Source organism: Nitrospira sp. Kam-Ns4a (genome assembly GCF_965152595.1).
The window spans coordinates 3,746,489-3,763,158 of sequence record NZ_OZ224218.1 but is presented as its reverse complement, the minus strand read 5'-3'; the positions used below and the strand labels follow the sequence as shown (position 1 = coordinate 3,763,158).

Genomic DNA, 16,670 nt, shown 5'->3' with positions numbered 1-16,670 from the left:
AGGCTCGCGAGCCGTCATGTCTTCACCCGTGACTATTGACCACTGACTCTTGACTTGCCTTCCGGGCCGGGCCCACGGTCTTCCGCATGAGCATCTCGGCTGTGCCGGGGACGAGCAGGTTCGGGATCGGCCCGATCTCCTCATAGCCGTGCCGGCGGTAGAACCGGCGCGCCCCTTGGTTGAAGTCCGAGACGCAGAGGAAGAGGTTGGGCGCCCGCGCGAAGACGATCTGTTCCAGGTGGGCGAGCAGGGCCCCGCCGAGCCCCTTGCCCCGCGTCTCGGACGCGACGGCCAGCAGCTCGAGGTAGTCGCCGAAGAGGAAGCGCCGCCGGAGGAGTGCGAGCCCGGCGACCGCGCCGTCCGCCTCGAGCACGTAGCCTTCCCGCCCGTCGGCGAGCGCTGAGAAGAGGCGCTCCCAGTCCGCCGTCCGGTAGCCCAACGTCCTCCAGGGTTCCGACTCGCCGAGGATCCGGACCACGGCAGCCCGGTCCCGGTCCTCGTAGGGACGGATGTGGATTCGCGCGGCGGGGATCATGGGCGCGCGCCAGGCTCGCACCGGTCCAGCAGCTCCGTGACCGTGACGGGCCGGAGGCCCCGCCTTCCGGCCAACTCCTCGTAGAGCGCTTCCACGACCTCGCGCGTGTGCCGGCCCTTCCCGTTCGCGTGAAAGACGATGATGCTGCCGCCCCGCCCCGCCGCCGTCAGCTCCCGGAGCATCGCCTTCGCGCTCAGCGCCGGATCCGGGTCGCCGGAGACCGCGTTCCAGAGGATGAGCCGCAGGCCCAGCCGCGCGGCGAGGGCCACGGTCGTCTCGTCGTATTCGCCATAGGGCGGGCGGACCAGGCGGGTCTCGCGACCGTACCGCGTGCGGAGCAAAGTGATCGGGCCGGCGATCTCGGCGGCCTGCTCCTCGGCGCTCAACAGCGGCAGGTGGGCGTGAGCCTGCCCGTGCCCGCCGACCTCGAAGTAGGGGACCGCGAGCAGCGCGCGGACTTCCCGGTCGTGCGTCGCCATCCACCGGCCGGACAGGAAAAAGGTGGCGGGGATCCGGCGGGCGACCAGGGCCGCCACGAGCGCGGCGTCGTAGCCGCTCCCCGCCCGCACCGGGCAGAGATCGAAGGTGAAGGCGACGGCTCGACAGGTCTTCGGCCCCGCGCGGATGACCTGTGCCGCGGACTCGGTGTCGGGGGCCGCGGCTGCGAGGCACGCGAGGGCGGCGATCAGACGTAACCGGTACGGTGCGCGGGAGCGCATGGAGATAGTATACCGGAACGGACGTGACAGAGTCAGGGCCGCGGCGGGGGGATGGAGTCGGGCGGGCCCGGCCGCCGCGGTGCCGGTGCGTCCACAACCCGGACGGACCCGGGGATAGCCTCGGGAATCGCGATGGCCCCCTCCGGCCCGCTCCCCTTCTCCAGCGCTTCTTTCTCGACCTGGAACCCGATGAGGCCGGGCTTCGCAAAACAGGCGCTCACCGACTGGCCCGGCTCGATCTTGGCCGTCTCCTCGATCCCCCAGACGTAGTGGAAGCCGCGCTGGCAGGACAGCTCGTCGAGGTCGTCCTCGAGGAAGTTCACCCAGACCGGCACGGTCCGCCGGTTGACCCAGCGCACCTCGTCGCCCGGATTGACCGTGACGTTGCGCGGCGAGACGGTCTCCCCGATGATGACCTCATGGACGACGCCGGTCTGGCTGGTCGCCGGGAGGCTGCTGCAGGCGGCTGTGAGCAGCCAGGCCCAGCCGAGCAGGATCGCCGTGTGGCGGACCGTCATGCTATGCCCTCCATTGTCCGACCCGACGGGCCGGGGCCCCGCCCTGGCGCCGGCAGTATACAGGATTTGCGCGGACCGGGCCATCCGCATTGACGCCAGGTCGCCGGATGGGTCAGGATAAGGACTCTTCGCCAAACGGCTGGGGGTCTCGATCCATGCAGGGTCCCGACTGGCAGATCGGCCGCATCTTCGGCATTCCGATCAAAGTCCACGCGTCGTGGTTCCTGGTGTTCGCGTTCGTCACCTGGAGCCTGGCGACGGGCTACCTCCCGGACGCGCTGCCGGGGCTCTCGGCCGCCCGGTATTGGGGGATGGGCGGGGTCGCGGCGCTCTTGCTGTTCGGGTCGGTGCTGCTGCACGAGCTGGGTCATTCGGTGGTGGCGCTGCGCTATCGGATCCCGATCGGGCAGATCACGCTGTTCGTCTTCGGCGGGATGGCGCAGATGCACCGGGAGCCTCCCGGGCCGCGCGCGGAGTTCCTGATCGCGATTGCCGGCCCGGCCGTGAGCTTCGCGCTCGGCGGCGCGCTGCTCTGGCTGGCCTCGATGGCCGAGTCGGCGCAGAACCTGCACGGGTTGATGGTCCTGGGCTTTCTCCTGGGCACGGTCAACTTGCAACTCGGGTTGTTCAACCTCATCCCGGGCTTTCCCCTGGACGGCGGGCGGGTCCTGCGGGCGGGGCTCTGGGCCTGGTTGCGCGACTTTAACCGGGCCACGCGGCATGCCTCGCTAGCCGGACAGGGCTTCGGGCTGGTCTTCGGGGTGCTCGGCGCCGTGCTGCTGCTCGGCGCCATGACCGGCACGATCCCCGGGCCGCTCGCCGCCAACGGTGGCTGGATCCTGCTGGTCGGGGTGTTCCTGTTCGCCGCGGCCGCGGGGACCCGCCGTCAGGCCCTGCTGCGGACGGCCCTGGCGTCGGTCACGGTGCGGGACCTCATGGTGAGCGACGTGCCGATCCTCCACCCCGACCTGAGCGTGGACGAGGCCGTAACCCAGCACTTTCTCCGGCACGGGGCCGAGGAGTTCCCGGTCGGCGAGGACGGCCGCCTCGTCGGCATGATCTCGGTGCGGCAGGTCCAGGCGCTCCCGCAGTCGCTCTGGCCGTGGCGCCGGGTCCGGGACATGATGCAGCCCTGGTCGCCGGTGCTGGAGGTCGCGCCCGAGGCGACCGCCGTCACGGTGTTCGAGCGCATGCTGCGCGACGGGCGGAGCCGCCTGGCCGTCGTCGAAGATGGCCGGCTCGTCGGGTTCGTCACCCGCTCCGCGATCGCTCAGTTCCTCCGCCTGCGGGGGCTGGGCTTGTGACCCCTAACCACTGTTTCCTGATCCTTTCTGCAGCCGCCGCACCAATGCGGCCCCCACCAGCAGCAGCACCGACGCGTAGTAGATCCATAACAGGAAGAGCACCACGGTGAGCAGCGAGCCGTACATCCGGCCGTAGATGCTCAGGCCTTCCAGGTACGTCTTGAACAAGTGCTTGGCGGATTCCCAGAGCAGGGCCAGAACCAGGGCCCCGGCCGCCGCGTGGGGCCAGGCCGGCCGCTCCACCGGCAGGTACCGGTAGAGACACGTGGCCGAGAGGAAGATCAGGAAGAACGGGAGCACGTAGGGAACCATGAAGTCGTGGGCCGCGAGCGCAAGCCAGTTCAGGCCACCGAAGTCGGGCGCGTAGGCGACGAGGAGGCGCAGGGCCTTGGTCACGACGTAGGACAGCACCATCAGTATCTCGACCAATCCGACCAGCGCCACCGAGAGGCCCACAGACGCGACGATGGGCCGGCGCTTGCCCGGGTCGAAGACGACGTTAATGGCGTACTGCATCTCGTAGAACACCAGCAGCCCGAACCACAGAAAGGCGAAGAAGACGCCCCACCGCATGATCTGCTCGGAGGAGACCCGCCTGATCTCGTTGGCCAGGTCCGTGCCCAGGTGCGGCAGAAACCCCTCCAGGAACTTCAACAGGAACTCCGACCCGATCCGGTCGCTGCTCACGAAGAACCCGATGAAGTAGAGCAGCAGGAAGATCAGGGGGAAGAAGGACAGGAGGGAAAAGAAGGCGAGCGAGGCGGCCAGGCTGATCCCGCCGTGCCGGCAGAAGTCGGCGAGGGCACCGCGCACCAGTCGGAGGACCGCAAACACCGGGCTAGGATGCCGGGATTCGTGCAGCGGGTCAAGCGCCGAATGACGGCCCGCGCTACCGGAGGCCGATCACCGCGGTGGTGGCGAGCGAGACCAGCGGGTTGGGGAAGAGCCCGAGGAGGACCACGCCGGCGAGCGCGCAGGCCAGGACGAAGGCCATGACCGGCGAGGTGGCGACCCGCGGAGCGAACTGCGGCGGGCCGTGGGGCTCCCGCATGTACATGACCATGACGACGTGGAGATAGTAATAGGCCGACACCGCGGCGAAGAGCAGCGCGACGGCGGCCAGCCAGGCGAGCCCGCCCTTGACCGCGGCGAGGAAGAGGTAGAACTTGCCGATAAACCCCGCGGTCGGCGGGATGCCCGCCAGCGACACCATGAACACCAGCATGAGGAACGCCGGGACCGGCTGCCGCTTCGCGAGCCCCGTGTAGTCTTCGATCTCATCGCTTTCCAGCCCGTCCTTCCGCAACATGGCCACCACGGCGAAGGCGCCCAGGGTCATGAAGGCGTACACCGCCAGATACAGCAGGACGCTCGCGACCCCGAGCGTCCGCGTCTCGGCATCTCCGTCCGTCTGCGCCGCTGCGAGGAGTCCGATCAGCGCGTAGCCGGCGTGGGCGATGCTGGAGTAGGCGAGCATCCGCTTGATGTTCGTCTGGACGATCGCGACGACGTTGCCGAGGACCAAGGTTGCCAGACAGACCACCAGGAAGAGGGCATGCCAGTTCGCCTTGAGCCCGCCGAGCCCTTCGAGGAACACGCGCAGGAAGGCGCCGAAGCTCGCCGCCTTGGAGGCCACAGCCATGAAGGCGGTGACGGAGGTCGGCGAGCCCTCGTAGACGTCCGGCGTCCACATGTGGAAGGGTACGACCGCGATCTTGAACCCGAACCCGACCACCAGCAGGATCGTGGCCAGGAGGAGCCCCGGATCGTCCAGGCTCCGCGGGCCGATCGTCGCGGCGACGGCCGGCAGGCGCGTGCTGCCCGCAACGCCGAACAGCAGCGAGATGCCGTAGAGGAGGATGCCGGAGGAGAAGGCCCCCAGCACGAAGTACTTGGCCGCCGCCTCCAGCGAGCGCGGCTCGGCCCGCTTGAAGCCGGCCAGCACGTACAGCGACAGGGACATGAGCTCCAGGCCCAGGTAGATGAGAAGCAGGTCGGCCGCCGAGACCATGATCATCATGCCCGACAGCGACAGCAGGAGGAAGCCGTAGTATTCCGCCAGGTTGATCCGCTCCGCTTTCAGGTACACGTGGGACAGCAGGATCGTGAGGCCCGTCACCAGGTACAGCAGGATTTTCCAGAAGCAGGCGTAGGGGTCCACGACGACGAGGTCGCTGAACGCCGTGACCCGGTTCCCCATTTGCCCAGAGGTGAGGCCGAGGCAGAGGACCAGCGCGCCGAGGCTCAGCCAGGCCAGCCAACCCTTGCGCGCCGGCGCGAGCACCGGGTCCAGCCCGAGGACGAGGCAGGCCGCTGTCACTACGATCAGCTCGGGCAGCACCGCGAGGATGTCGGCCAACGGCAGCGTCATCGGTCACTCGTCATTGGTCAATAGTCCGGGGGCTGATGATGGTGTGTCCCCACCATTGACCATTGGCCCAGGGCCATTGACTGCCCCCTTGCCGCGCTGCGCGACGGCGTCGCCAGCCGGCTCGGCGTGCTCGATCAAGTGGTTCACGCTCGCGTGCATGGGCGCGAGCACGGGATTCGGGAACAGCCCAATCCAGAAGACGAGCACGACCAGCGGGGTCAGGACCGCCATCTCGCGTAGGTTCAGGTCGAAGAGGTGCGCGGCCCGGCGCCCCGGCGGCCCGAACACGACGCGCTGCACCATCCAGAGGAGGTAGGCCGCGGCGAGGATCACGCCCAGCGCGGCGACGGCCGCCGCCGGCTTGCTCCAGGCGAACGCCCCGACCAACACGAGGAACTCGCCCACGAAGCTGTTGGTGCCCGGTAGCCCGAGGGAGGAGAGCGCGAAGATCACGAGGCAGGTGGCGTAGCGCGGCATCGGGCCGGCGAGGCCAGCGTTGTCGGCGATGAGCCGGCTGTGCGTGCGCTCGTAGATCAGCCCCACGCACAGGAACAGCGCGCCGGTCGTGAGGCCATGGTTGATCATCTGGAGGATCGCGCCCTCGATCCCCTGGGCGTTTAGCACGAAGATGCCCAGCGTGACGAAGCCCATATGGCTGACGCTCGAGTAGGCGATCAGCTTCTTGAGGTCGCTCTGGGCCAGCGCCATGTAAGCGCCGTAGAGGATCGCGACCAGGGACAGCCCGACGACGACCGGCGTAAACGTCTCCACGGCCTGGGGCAGCATCGGCAGCGTGAACCGCAGGAAGCCGTAGGCGCCCATCTTCAGGAGCACGCTCGCGAGGATCACGCTGCCGGCGGTCGGCGCCTCCACGTGGGCGTCCGGCAGCCAGGTGTGGAACGGAAACATCGGCACCTTCACGGCGAAGGCGAAGAAGAACGCCCAGAACAGCCAGTGCTGGAGCCAGGAGGGATACGCGACCCGGCTCAGCAGCAGGATGTCGAAGGTCTGCCCGCCGTGGAAGTACAGGACGAGGATCGCAACCAGCAGCAGGATGCTGCCGACCAGGGTGTAGAGGAAGAACTTGATCGCCGCGTAGATCCGGTTCGGTCCGCCCCAGACCCCGATGATGAGGTACATCGGGACGAGCATCGCCTCCCAGAAGACGTAGAACAGGACAAAATCGAGGGCGACGAAGACGCCGAGCATCGCCGTCTCCATGATCAGGAGGCTGGCCATGAACTCCGTGACGCGGGTCTCGATGGCGCGCCAGGAGACGAGCACGCAGAAGGGGGTCAGGAGCGTGGTCAGCAGGACGAGCGGCAGGCTGATGCCGTCCAGGCCGAGCCGGTAGCTGATCGGAGGCGCGGTGATCCAGGCGACCTCCTCGCCGAACTGCATGCGCGGCGTGGTCGGGTCGAAGAGGAACCAGAGCAGCAGCGACAGGAGGAACGTGGCGAGCGAGACGGCGAGCGCGGTCCAGCGGACCGCGGCCTCGCTCAGGAAAAACAGCGCGACCGCCCCGGCCAGCGGCAGGAACACGACGAGCGTCAACCAGGGAAAGCCCGCGCTCTGGAGGCTCAGCTCGCTCATAAACGGAAACAGAGCTTCACTGACCACCGACCACTGACCAGAGACCATTCACCTCTACCTCCGACCATGACCCACTCCCTGCGTCAGAAGAGGAGGAACATTGTCAGGATGATGGCGGCGCCCAGCGTCATCCCGAGCGCGTAGTGCTGGGTCTGCCCGCTCTGCGCCAGGCGCAGGATCCAGCCGCCCAGGGCGACAGCGCGGGCCACGCCGTTGACCGCTGCGTCAATGCCCCCGACGTCCACGCGCCGCCAGAGGTGTTCGGCGAGCGCGAAGGTCGGCCGGACCACGCTCCGGTCGTAGGCTTCATCCACGTACCACTTATTGAGCGAGCCTTCGTAGGCCCGCCGCCACTGGGCCGCGAGCCGGTCCGCCAGGCCCGGCGCCCGCACGTAGACCCCATAGGCGGCCGCGATGCCTGCCACTCCGGCGAGCGTTGCCAGCGCCATGAGGCCCCAGGCCGCCGGGCCACCGTGGGTCGCCGCGTGGCCGGGTGGGCCGGGGAGCGCCGGCGCCAGGAACCCCGCGATGCCCACGTAGCCCGCGACGATGGACAACCCGGCCAGGATCACGAGCGGAACCGTGACGACGCGCCCCGGCTCGTGGAGGTGGGCGGCGCGTTCCGGGTCCACCCGCGGTTCGCCCCAGAACACGACGAACACCAGGCGGAAGCTGTAGAACGCCGTCAAGCCCGCCGTCGCGACGCCGAGCAGACTCAGCACCCGGCCCAGGGCCCCCGCCGCCCACACGCCGAGGAGGAGCTCGTCTTTGCTGAAGAACCCGGCCGTCAGCGGGAAGCCCGCCAGCGCGAGCGAGCCGACGACGAAGGTCCAGTAGGTGACCGGCAACCGGTCCTTGAGGCCTCCCATCCGGCGCATGTCCTGCTCGTGATGGAGCGCCAGGATGACCGACCCGCAACCGAGGAAGAGCAGGGCCTTGAAGGCGCCGTGCGTGAGCAGGTGGTAAATCCCCGCAGCGTAGGCGCCGGCCCCGCAGGCCATCATCATGTAGCCGAGCTGGCTGACCGTGGAGTAGGCGACCACTCGCTTGATGTCGTGCTGGGTCAGCGCGATGGTGGCGCCGAGGACCATCGTGGCGGCGCCGGTGACGGCGACGACGTCCAGGGCGGCGGGCGAGAGGTTGTAGAGCGGCGCCAGCCGCGCCACCATGAAGACGCCCGCTGTGACCATGGTCGCGGCGTGGATGAGCGCCGAGATCGGGGTCGGACCCTCCATGGCGTCGGGGAGCCAGACGTGGAGCGGCACCTGGGCGGACTTGCCTACCGCGCCCACGAACAGGAGCAGGCAGATCAGCGTCACGGTAGAGACCTCCCAGGCGCCGCCGAAAGGACGCAGCAGGTTGGTGCGGTCGTCGGCGAAGTCGCCTGCCTGGGCGAAGACGTGCCGGTATTCCAGGGAACCGAAGGTGTAGAAAATCAGCAGGACACCGAGCAGGAACCCGAAGTCGCCGATCCGGTTGACCACGAAGGCCTTGGTCGCCGCGCTGCAGGCGCTCGGCCGCTCGTACCAGTGCCCGATCAGCAGGTAGGAGCAGAGGCCGACCGCCTCCCAGAAGATGAAGAGCTGAAGGAAATTGTTGGCCAGGACCAGCATCAGCATGGAGAAGGTGAAGAGCGCGATATAGGCGAAGAACCGCGCGTAGCCCTTCTCCCCGTGCATGTAGCCGATCGTGTAGACGTGCACGAGCGCGCTAACGATGGTGACGAGCAGGAGCATCGCGGCGGTGAGCCGGTCCACCGTCAGGCCGAGCCCGATCGTGAGGTTGCCCGACGCCAGCCAGGTGTACAGCGGAACCGTGACGGGCTCGCCGCGAGCGACGTCGGTGAAGGCCAGGACCGACAGGACGAGCGAGCCCAGCACCGCCGGCACGGCGACGAGGTGCGCCCGGTCCCTGATCCAGTGGCCGGCCAGGCCGAGGACCAGGAAGGCCGCGAAGGGGAGCAAAGGGATCAGTACGTAGGTCATTACCTCTGGCCCTTCCTAGATACTCCCTCGCCCCTGACGGGAGAGGGTAGGGCAGGATCTACCATTTCAATAACCGGAACTCGTCCACGTTGATGCTGGCCTTCCCATGGAAAAGCCCGGGGAGCGGAACCCGTGCCGGTCTCACGCCACATTGGCCGTATAGGCGATGACCGGAACGGCCAGGGTTTTCTTCTTTCGCGCACGCTTGGCTCCAGCCACCAAGGCGGCGAGCTGGCGGCCGACCTCTGCCCGCACGATCTTCTCGCCACACCGCGTGCACTGTCCGATGGGGACCTGGTCCACGACGAGCAGCCTGTCCTTCACGCGGATGTCCAATGCAACCCGCTTGGGCTCTACCTTCCCCTCGCAGATGTGGCAACGGCCATAGTCGTACATGGGGACCCCTTTATATGCCTGGCTCCAGCACGTAGGTTGTGATCAGGAGCAGTGTGCCGGTCTCCTTGAGCCTGCGGATGACGGCAACCTGGCGGCCGTCCGCAGTCGGACCGACCACCTCGTAGCGGATGCCGCGAGGATCGTCGGTAAAGCGACGTCTGATCCTGCCTGACAGGATCACAGCATCGATGGCGTTCATCTGCAGGTCGTCGTTGAGCATTTCTTCAAGAAAATGGGGGACTGCGATCTCGTAGTCTCCGTCGCGTATCCTCTGTCGAATCCGTTGAATCGTGGACAACGATGGTCCTCGCCACTCATCATCGGCTGCCGGCCCACTTTTTCTTTCTCAAAGCTGAAAGCTGACGGCGGATAGCTTGCGATTCACCATTTCAATAACCGGAACTCGTCCACGTTGATGCTGGCTTTGCTGCGGTAGAGCGCGATGATGATGGCCAGCCCGACTGCCACCTCCGCCGCCGCGACCGTGAGCGCGAAGAAGACGAACACCTGCCCGGCGACGTTCTGGTAGTAGTGCGAGAAGGCGACGAAGTTGATGTTCGTGGCGTTCAGCATCAGCTCGACCGAGAGCAGAATGATGATGATGTTCCGGCGCATGAGCACGCCGACCAGCCCAGTCACGAACACGATCGCGCTCAAAATGACGTAGTAGGAGAGGGGAATGGTCATGGGTCACTGGTCACTGGGTTGCGAACTCGTCTAGAGCTGACGCTGCTCCTCACCATTGTCTATTGACTGATGACCGTTGTCTCTACCGCGAACGCTCGTAGAGGTCGCGCTTGGCCAAAATGATCGCGCCGATCATCGCGACCAGCAGGATCAGCGAGGCCACTTCGAAGGGGAACAGATACGTGGAATACAGGACTTCGCCGATGGTTTCGGTGTTCCCCTCACCCCCCGTTGCAACTGAAAAAGCAACGGGTCCCTGGCTCAGGGCAGACCCTTCGACCCGGTTCAGGGCAGGCCCCGTGAGCTCGTGCCGGTACAGCAGCAGGAGCACCTCGGTGATCAAGGTGATGCCCAGCAACGCGGCGGCGGGAAACTGGGAGTGGTAGCGATCTTCGCGCTTGAGGTTCAACAGCATCACGACGAACAGGTAGAGGACCAGGATGGCGCCGGCGTACACGATGACCTGGACTGCTGCCAGAAACTCGGCGTGCAGCGTCACGTAGAGGCCCGCCACGTGGAAGAACAGGATGAGCAGGGAGAGCGCGCTGTAGATCGGATTGCGCAGCGCCACGACCAGCACCGCGGTCGCGACGATCACCCCGGCAAAGTAGAAAAAGAAAAGCTCGGCCACGCTTTAGACCCTCTTTCCCCCCCCCTTCTCGCGCGTCAGTCCACTGTCACTCGTATTCGCCCGACAAGCAGGGCGAGGCGGATCGCGCTACGTTTCCTTCGGAGGCAGGTGCTTGAAGGCCACGTTGAAGAAGGCGACGTTCGGGTGCTGCCATTCCAACCGCTTCTCGCGCACCGGGAACGACCGGTCCCCGATCGCGAGCAATTGCTGCTTGTTCAAGAGAAGCTGGCGCTTGTCGTACACCGCCCATTCGAACTCCCGGGTCATGCCCAGGGCGTCCACCGGGCACGCGTCCACGCACAGGCCGCAGAACAGGCAGCGCGTCATGTCCATGTAATATTCCTTGGCGTACCGCTTCGTGGGCTCACCGGGCACCTCGGCGCTGACGACCCGGATCACGCGAGACGGGCACGCCGCCTCGCAGAGGTCGCACCCGACGCACTTCTCCGTGCCGTCGTCGTACCGGAGCAGCGCCAGCATGCCCCGGTAGCTGTCCGGCAGCTCCCGCTTCTCGTGGGGGTATTGGAGCGTGATGGGCCGATAGCGCAGCAGGTGCCGGAGCGTGGCCTTCATCCCCACGAGGATCTCGTAGAAGGTGATCGTCTTGAGCCACTGTTTGAATCGCATCATGGCTGAGCGGGTCGCGAATAGCGCATAGAAGATAGCCAAATCGGAGCTCTTGGCTGTGTGCGGTTCGCTAGTTGCGTCATCTCGGGAACAGATACGCGGCGATCGAGGTGATCAGGATGTTCCCCAAGGCGATCGGCAGCATGACCTTCCACCCAAACCGCATGAGCTGGTCGTAGCGCAGCCGCGGCAGCGTCGCGCGCAGCCAGAAGAACAGGAACAGGAAAAAGTACACCTTGACGGTGAACCAGAAGATCCCGGACAGCCAGGCCAGGTGCTCCAGCGAGCCGTGGAACTGGAGGAACGGTGCCGGCGCGTTCCAGCCTCCGAGGAACAGGGCTGCCGCGATGCAGGAGACCAGGATCATGTTCGCGTATTCCGCGATGAAGAAGAAGGCGAACCGCATCCCGCTGTACTCGGTGAAGAACCCGGCGACCAACTCGCTCTCGGCCTCGGGCAGGTCGAAGGGCAGCCGGTTGGTCTCCGCGACCGCGGAGATCACGTAGACGACGAACGCGAAGATCTGCGGGAAGGGCGGGGCGAAGGCGAACCAGTTCCAGAACCAGCCGCTCTGGGCCTCGGTGATCTTCACCAGGCTCAGGGAGCCGGCGAGCAGGAGCACGCCGACGATCGCGAGCCCAATGTTCAGCTCGTAGCTGATCACCTGCGCGGCGGAGCGCAGCCCGCCCAGAAGCGAGTACTTGCTGTTCGACGCCCATCCGCCCAGGATGATCCCGTAGGCGCCGATGGAGGCGAAGGCCAGGATGTAGAGGATCCCGATGTTGATGTCGCTGATGACGAAGGGCTTGAACTCCACGCCGCCGACCTCGACGGTGATCGCCGGGCCGAACGGGATGACCGCGAAGCCGATGAGTGCCGGTACCAGCGCGAGGATCGGCGCGAGGCTGAACAGGAACTTGTTCGCCCCGGCGGGAATGATGTCTTCCTTGAAGAAGAGCTTCAGCCCGTCGGCGATCGGCTGGAGGATGCCGTACGGGCCGACCTCCATGGGCCCCATGCGGTCCTGCATCCAGCCGAGCACCTTGCGCTCCGCCAGCGTCAGCACCATCACCGTGAGCAGCACCACGCCCAGCACGACGCTGATCTGGGCGAGCGACAAGGCCAGCTTCAGTCCGAGTTCAGCCACAACCCCTCCACCCGAACAACGTTATCGGTCAATTGGTCACTTGTCATTTGTCAGACGAGGCCGGGTTTCCTCGTTACGATTGACCAATGACCAATGACCAATGACTGGTTTACACGCGCTCCACCTTCACCTGCACCGACTTGTAATAGGGCACGCCCGTCTGCGGGTCCGTGACGACCTCGAAGAGCCTGCGCGCCTCCTGGTCGAAATGCTCCGGAAAGACCGCTAGGCCCTGCGGGATCCGGTCCAGCAACTTCACCGGCGTCGTCATCGCCCCACGCGCATTGGACAGCCGGACCTGGTCGCCGTCGGCGACGCCCAACCGCTCGCCGTCAGCCGGGTTCAAGCTCAGGACGCCGGCGGCTTGCACCCGGAGCAGCCCCTTGGCTCGGGTGGAAAACTTCCCTGAATGGAACAGGCTCTGGGCCGCGAGCAGTGTCAGGTGTCCGGCCGGATTGTCGGCCGGGCGCGGGGGCCGGTACCGGGCCGCCAGATCCTCCTGGAAGCCCTCGGCGAGATAGCGTTCGACCGCTGCTGGGTTCGGGCGCGGGGGCATCGGCCCGGGACCCAGAAGCCCGTAGCCCGGAATCAAGGCTCGAATCTCTTTCAGGATCTCTTTGGCATCCCCATATTCGATCGGATAGCCCAGCAGCACGGAGAGGGCGGAGAGGATCTCCCAGTCCGGTCGGCTCTCGCCGATCGGGTCAATGGCCTGGTGGATCGCCTGGACATGGCCCTCGGTGTTTGTGAAGGTGCCGTCCTTCTCGGCGGAGGAACAGGCGGGCAGGACCACGTGTGCGCGCGCCGCGGTCTCGGTCAGGAACAGCTCCTGGCAGACGAGCAGCTCCAGGCGCTCCAGCGCCTCGACGACACCGGCTGAGGGTGGGAGCGAGCCGACCGGGTTTTCCCCGACGACGAGCAGCGCCTTGACGCGGCCCGCGCGGGCGTCCTCCAGAATCTCCATCAAGGTCCGGCCCGGTCCCTTGGGCAGCTCCTCTTTCCAGAGCGTCGTGAGCCGCTCGACACTTCCGCCGTCGCCTGGCTCGCAAGGCCCTGGGAGGTATTCGGCGACCGTCCCCATCTCCACGGCACCCTGGTCGTTGTTCTCCTCCGCCAGGGGCGCGAGCCCGCAGCCGGGCCGGCCGTGCTGCCCTGTCAGCAGAAGCAGGTCCAGGAGGCTGACCGTCGTGCCGTAGCCGCCGGGCTGCCTGAGCACGCCCTGGCCGACCACGACCACGGCGCGCGGGGCTCCCGCGAACGTGCGGGCGGCGGCGGCGATTGCGTCCCGCCGGTGCCCGATCGTCGCCTCGATCTCTTCCCAGGACAGTGCCGCGACGGCCTCGGCGACTGCCTGGACGTACCCAGGCGCGCGCCGGGCCAAGTCCTGATCCATGAGCCCCTCCTCGACGACGGCTTTGACGAGCCCGAGCACGGCGTGGGCGAACCGGTCGGGTCGGGTCCCGAGGTGGTGTGCGGCGAGGTTGGCGATGTTGCTGATCGTGCCGATCGCGGGCTCCAGCGCCTCGATGGTGATGAGCTGGGCGCCGCGCTTCTTGACCGCCTCCTTGACCTTGAGGCCGGTGATCGGGTTGGTCTCGGTGACGTTGGTCCCCACCAGCAGGAGCGCGTGGGCGGCCACGATGTCCTCGAAGGTCACGGTCCAGCGGTGCGTGCCCTGGACGCGGCGGAGCGCGCGCACCCCGTTGATCTGGCCGTACCGCGCGCCGCTGTCGAGCTTGTTCGTGCCGAGCGCCAGCCGCATGACCTTCTGGAAGACGTACAGGTCCTCGTTGGTGCAGCGCGAGGAGATCAGCCCGGCGATGGCGCCGGGGCCGTGCTGCAGCTTGATCCGGCTCAGGGACGCCGCAACGGACTCGAGGGCTTCCTCCCAGGTGGCCTCGACGAGCGCTCCATCACGCCGGACGAGCGGTCGGGTTAGGCGGTCGGGATGCGTGCTCGCGTGGTAGCCGAAGTAGCCGCGGGCGCAGAGATCCCCGTTGTTGCGGCCGGCGCCGAAGGCGGACATGACCTCGATGAGCTGGTTCTGCTTGGTCTGGATCGTGAGGGCGCACCCGTCCCCGCAGTAGGCGCAAATGGAGTCCGCGCGCTTGAGCATCCAGGGCCGGTACTCGTACATGGACAGCCGGCTGGTGATCGCACCCACCGGGCAGATCTGGACGCATCCCCCGCAGAACTCGCAGTCCAGCTCGTGCGCGGTGAAGTGCTTGATCTCGGTCATCGTGCCGCGCCCGGCCGGGGCCAAGGCCTTGACGTCCATGACCTCGTCGCAGTACCGGACGCAGCGCAGGCACTGGACGCAGCGGTTCATCTGGGTCTCGATCAGCGGGCTGAAGTACTCCTTCTGGAAGACCCGCTTGACCTCGATGAACCGGCTGGTCGTCGGCGTGTACTCGTGCGAGAAGTCCTGCAGGTCGCACCGCCCGCCCTGGTCGCAGACCGGGCAGTCCAGCGGGTGGTTCGCGAGGATGAACTCGAGCACCGACTTGTGCGCCTGGTTGACGACCGTCGTGGCGGTGCGGACCACCATGCCCTCGGCCACCGGCGTGCTGCAGGCGGTCTGGAGCTTTGGCATCTTCTCGATCTCCACCAGGCACATGCGGCAGTTGGCGTCCGGCTTGAGCTTGGGGTGGTAGCAGAAGTGCGGAACCATGACGCCGGCCTGGCGCGCCGCCTCGATCACGAGCGTGCCCTTGGGCACGGTCACATGGTGTCCGTCAATGGTCAAGCGGACGGTGTCAGTGGTCGTAAGCATACCTGAAACCGAAAATGGCTACTGGTTCATGGCTGACGGAGTGATCCCTCATCAACCATGCTGTTCAGTGCCCCGCCGGCATCACCAGCTCCGGGACCCCTGCGAGCCCCAGGGCTTCCGCCTCACGGATCAACGCCTCGTATTCGTGACGCCAGTACTTCAGGGTGCTCAGGATCGGTGCGACCTCGGCGTCCCCGAACGCGCAGACCGTCCGGCCGGCGATGTTCTGGCACAGATCCACGAGGGTTTCAAGGTCTTCCTTGCGGCCCCGTTTGCTCAGGATGCGGCGCAGCGTCTGGACGAGCCAGGAGCTGCCCTCGCGACACGGGCTGCACTTGCCGCAGGACTCGTGGAAGAAGAACTCCATGAGGCGCAGCGCCGCCCAGACCATGCTGGTCCCCTCCTCCATCACCGTCACGCCGCCCGAGCCAAGCATGGAGCCGGCCTGGGCGACGGATTCGAAGTCCAGCTTCACGTCCAGGTGCTCCGGCGTGAAGAAGGCCGCGGAGGCCCCGCCCGGGATGATGGCCTTGAGCGGCTTGTCCGAGCGCATGCCGCCCGCATGCTCGAAAATCAGCTCACGGAAGGTGATGCCCATCGGGACCTCGTAGTTGCCCGGCCGCTTCACGTGCCCGCTGACGCTGAAGATCCGGGTCCCCGTGCTCTTCGGCGGCGACCCGATCGCGGCGAACCACTCCGGGCCCCGGACGACGATGTGCGGTAGGTTCGCCAGGGTCTCGACGTTGTTCACGACGGTCGGCTTGTTGTAGAGCCCGTGCGTGGCGGGGAACGGCGGCTTGACCCGCGGCAGTCCGCGCTTGCCCTCCAGCGATTCCAGCAGTGCGGTCTCCTCCCCGCAGATGTAGGCCCCGGCGCCCCGGTGGACCCAGACCTCGACGTTCACCCCGGTGCCGAGGATGTTCCGGCCGACGTAGCCCGCCGCGCGCGCCTCGGCGAGCGCCCGCTCCAGGATCGCGGCGCCCAGCGCGAACTCGCCCCGAATATAGATGTAGGCCGTCTCCGCCCCGATGGCATAGCAGGCGAGCAGGATCCCCTCCAGGATCTGGTGCGGGTCCCGCTCGATGAGCTGCCGGTCTTTGAAGGTGCCCGGTTCGCTCTCGTCTGCGTTGCAGCACAGGTACTTGGGGCCCTGGTAATCCTTGGGCAGGAACCCCCACTTCACGCCGGTCGGGAAGCCGGCGCCGCCTCGGCCCCGCAGGCCGGACCGCTTGACCAACTCGGTGATCTCGGCGGGCGCGACCTTGCCCAGCACCTTCCGTAGCGCCTGGTAGCCGCCCGCACGCTCGTAGTCGGTCAGCGAGCCGGTGTAGCCCGGCCGCATCATATTTTTTGTCAGGATGACCTCGTACTTCGCCATGTCGCG

16 protein-coding genes are annotated in these 16,670 nt (G+C 66.9%); 1 reads left to right on the top strand and 15 read right to left on the bottom strand.

Annotated elements, in window-relative coordinates:
- Nucleotides 1–22: 22 nt before the first annotated feature.
- The 3 genes from ACWHYQ_RS18725 to ACWHYQ_RS18715 are packed head-to-tail and all read right to left on the bottom strand — an operon-like array spanning nt 23 to nt 1,772.
- Nucleotides 23–535 carry an N-acetyltransferase family protein gene (locus ACWHYQ_RS18725; protein ID WP_447973609.1) on the bottom strand — a complete coding sequence of 171 codons (513 nt, stop codon included), beginning with the start codon at nt 533–535 and terminating at the stop codon, nt 23–25.
- Nucleotides 532–1,254, bottom strand: a complete 723-nt coding sequence (locus tag ACWHYQ_RS18720; RefSeq protein WP_447973608.1) for a polysaccharide deacetylase family protein — start codon at nt 1,252–1,254, stop codon at nt 532–534. Before ACWHYQ_RS18720 ends, ACWHYQ_RS18725 begins: the two co-directional genes overlap by 4 nt.
- A 32-nt stretch (nt 1,255–1,286) precedes the next feature.
- Nucleotides 1,287–1,772: a hypothetical protein gene (locus tag ACWHYQ_RS18715; protein WP_447973607.1), complete on the bottom strand. Its 486-nt coding sequence runs from the start codon at nt 1,770–1,772 to the stop codon at nt 1,287–1,289.
- A gap of 155 nt (nt 1,773–1,927) precedes the next feature.
- On the opposite strand from ACWHYQ_RS18715, the gene ACWHYQ_RS18710 reads away from it, so the two are divergent.
- Nucleotides 1,928–3,076: a CBS domain-containing protein gene (locus ACWHYQ_RS18710; RefSeq protein WP_447973606.1), complete on the top strand. Its 1,149-nt coding sequence runs from the start codon at nt 1,928–1,930 to the stop codon at nt 3,074–3,076.
- 3 nt (nt 3,077–3,079) lie between these two features.
- On the opposite strand, the gene ACWHYQ_RS18705 is transcribed toward ACWHYQ_RS18710, so the two are convergent.
- From ACWHYQ_RS18705 to nuoF, 12 genes are all read right to left on the bottom strand, one after another.
- Nucleotides 3,080–3,910: a YihY/virulence factor BrkB family protein gene (locus ACWHYQ_RS18705; protein WP_447973605.1), complete on the bottom strand. Its 831-nt coding sequence runs from the start codon at nt 3,908–3,910 to the stop codon at nt 3,080–3,082.
- A gap of 55 nt (nt 3,911–3,965) precedes the next feature.
- A complete protein-coding gene (locus tag ACWHYQ_RS18700; RefSeq protein ID WP_447973604.1) occupies nt 3,966–5,447 on the bottom strand; it encodes an NADH-quinone oxidoreductase subunit N in 1,482 nt (493 codons plus the stop codon).
- A gap of 3 nt (nt 5,448–5,450) precedes the next feature.
- Nucleotides 5,451–7,040: an NADH-quinone oxidoreductase subunit M gene (locus tag ACWHYQ_RS18695; protein WP_447975601.1), complete on the bottom strand. Its 1,590-nt coding sequence runs from the start codon at nt 7,038–7,040 to the stop codon at nt 5,451–5,453.
- 83 nt (nt 7,041–7,123) lie between these two features.
- On the bottom strand, nt 7,124–9,025 hold the full coding sequence (nuoL, locus tag ACWHYQ_RS18690) for an NADH-quinone oxidoreductase subunit L (RefSeq protein ID WP_447973603.1): 1,902 nt from the start codon (nt 9,023–9,025) through the stop codon (nt 7,124–7,126).
- A gap of 141 nt (nt 9,026–9,166) precedes the next feature.
- Nucleotides 9,167–9,421: a YgiT-type zinc finger protein gene (locus ACWHYQ_RS18685; protein WP_447973602.1), complete on the bottom strand. Its 255-nt coding sequence runs from the start codon at nt 9,419–9,421 to the stop codon at nt 9,167–9,169.
- 10 nt (nt 9,422–9,431) lie between these two features.
- The gene (locus ACWHYQ_RS18680; protein ID WP_447973601.1) at nt 9,432–9,719 is read right to left on the bottom strand and encodes a DUF4258 domain-containing protein; all 288 of its coding nucleotides are present in this window, start codon (nt 9,717–9,719) and stop codon (nt 9,432–9,434) included.
- An 83-nt stretch (nt 9,720–9,802) separates the two neighbouring features.
- The gene (gene nuoK / locus ACWHYQ_RS18675; protein ID WP_447973600.1) at nt 9,803–10,108 is read right to left on the bottom strand and encodes an NADH-quinone oxidoreductase subunit NuoK; all 306 of its coding nucleotides are present in this window, start codon (nt 10,106–10,108) and stop codon (nt 9,803–9,805) included.
- A gap of 82 nt (nt 10,109–10,190) precedes the next feature.
- A complete protein-coding gene (locus ACWHYQ_RS18670; RefSeq protein WP_447973599.1) occupies nt 10,191–10,739 on the bottom strand; it encodes an NADH-quinone oxidoreductase subunit J family protein in 549 nt (182 codons plus the stop codon).
- A gap of 87 nt (nt 10,740–10,826) precedes the next feature.
- On the bottom strand, nt 10,827–11,369 hold the full coding sequence (gene nuoI, locus ACWHYQ_RS18665; protein ID WP_447973598.1) for an NADH-quinone oxidoreductase subunit NuoI: 543 nt from the start codon (nt 11,367–11,369) through the stop codon (nt 10,827–10,829).
- Between the two features lie 76 nt (nt 11,370–11,445).
- The gene (nuoH, locus tag ACWHYQ_RS18660) at nt 11,446–12,513 is read right to left on the bottom strand and encodes an NADH-quinone oxidoreductase subunit NuoH (RefSeq protein ID WP_447973597.1); all 1,068 of its coding nucleotides are present in this window, start codon (nt 12,511–12,513) and stop codon (nt 11,446–11,448) included.
- A 109-nt stretch (nt 12,514–12,622) separates the two neighbouring features.
- Nucleotides 12,623–15,286, bottom strand: a complete 2,664-nt coding sequence (gene nuoG, locus ACWHYQ_RS18655; protein ID WP_447973596.1) for an NADH-quinone oxidoreductase subunit NuoG — start codon at nt 15,284–15,286, stop codon at nt 12,623–12,625.
- Between the two features lie 64 nt (nt 15,287–15,350).
- Nucleotides 15,351–16,664, bottom strand: coding sequence for an NADH-quinone oxidoreductase subunit NuoF (nuoF, locus tag ACWHYQ_RS18650; RefSeq protein ID WP_447973595.1), 1,314 nt, complete (start codon nt 16,662–16,664; stop codon nt 15,351–15,353).
- Nucleotides 16,665–16,670: the final 6 nt, after the last annotated feature.

Coding starts and splice junctions, on each gene's coding strand:
- ACWHYQ_RS18725 (WP_447973609.1), bottom strand. CDS start 535: ATGATCCCCGCCGCGCGAATCCACATCCGTCCCTACGAGGACCGGGAC.
- nuoF (WP_447973595.1), bottom strand. CDS start 16,664: ATGGCGAAGTACGAGGTCATCCTGACAAAAAATATGATGCGGCCGGGC.
- ACWHYQ_RS18700 (WP_447973604.1), bottom strand. CDS start 5,447: ATGACGCTGCCGTTGGCCGACATCCTCGCGGTGCTGCCCGAGCTGATC.
- ACWHYQ_RS18685 (WP_447973602.1), bottom strand. CDS start 9,421: ATGTACGACTATGGCCGTTGCCACATCTGCGAGGGGAAGGTAGAGCCC.
- nuoG (WP_447973596.1), bottom strand. CDS start 15,286: ATGCTTACGACCACTGACACCGTCCGCTTGACCATTGACGGACACCAT.
- ACWHYQ_RS18720 (WP_447973608.1), bottom strand. CDS start 1,254: ATGCGCTCCCGCGCACCGTACCGGTTACGTCTGATCGCCGCCCTCGCG.
- nuoK (WP_447973600.1), bottom strand. CDS start 10,108: ATGACCATTCCCCTCTCCTACTACGTCATTTTGAGCGCGATCGTGTTC.
- nuoL (WP_447973603.1), bottom strand. CDS start 9,025: ATGACCTACGTACTGATCCCTTTGCTCCCCTTCGCGGCCTTCCTGGTC.
- ACWHYQ_RS18710 (WP_447973606.1), top strand. CDS start 1,928: ATGCAGGGTCCCGACTGGCAGATCGGCCGCATCTTCGGCATTCCGATC.
- nuoI (WP_447973598.1), bottom strand. CDS start 11,369: ATGATGCGATTCAAACAGTGGCTCAAGACGATCACCTTCTACGAGATC.
- ACWHYQ_RS18715 (WP_447973607.1), bottom strand. CDS start 1,772: ATGACGGTCCGCCACACGGCGATCCTGCTCGGCTGGGCCTGGCTGCTC.
- ACWHYQ_RS18695 (WP_447975601.1), bottom strand. CDS start 7,040: ATGAGCGAGCTGAGCCTCCAGAGCGCGGGCTTTCCCTGGTTGACGCTC.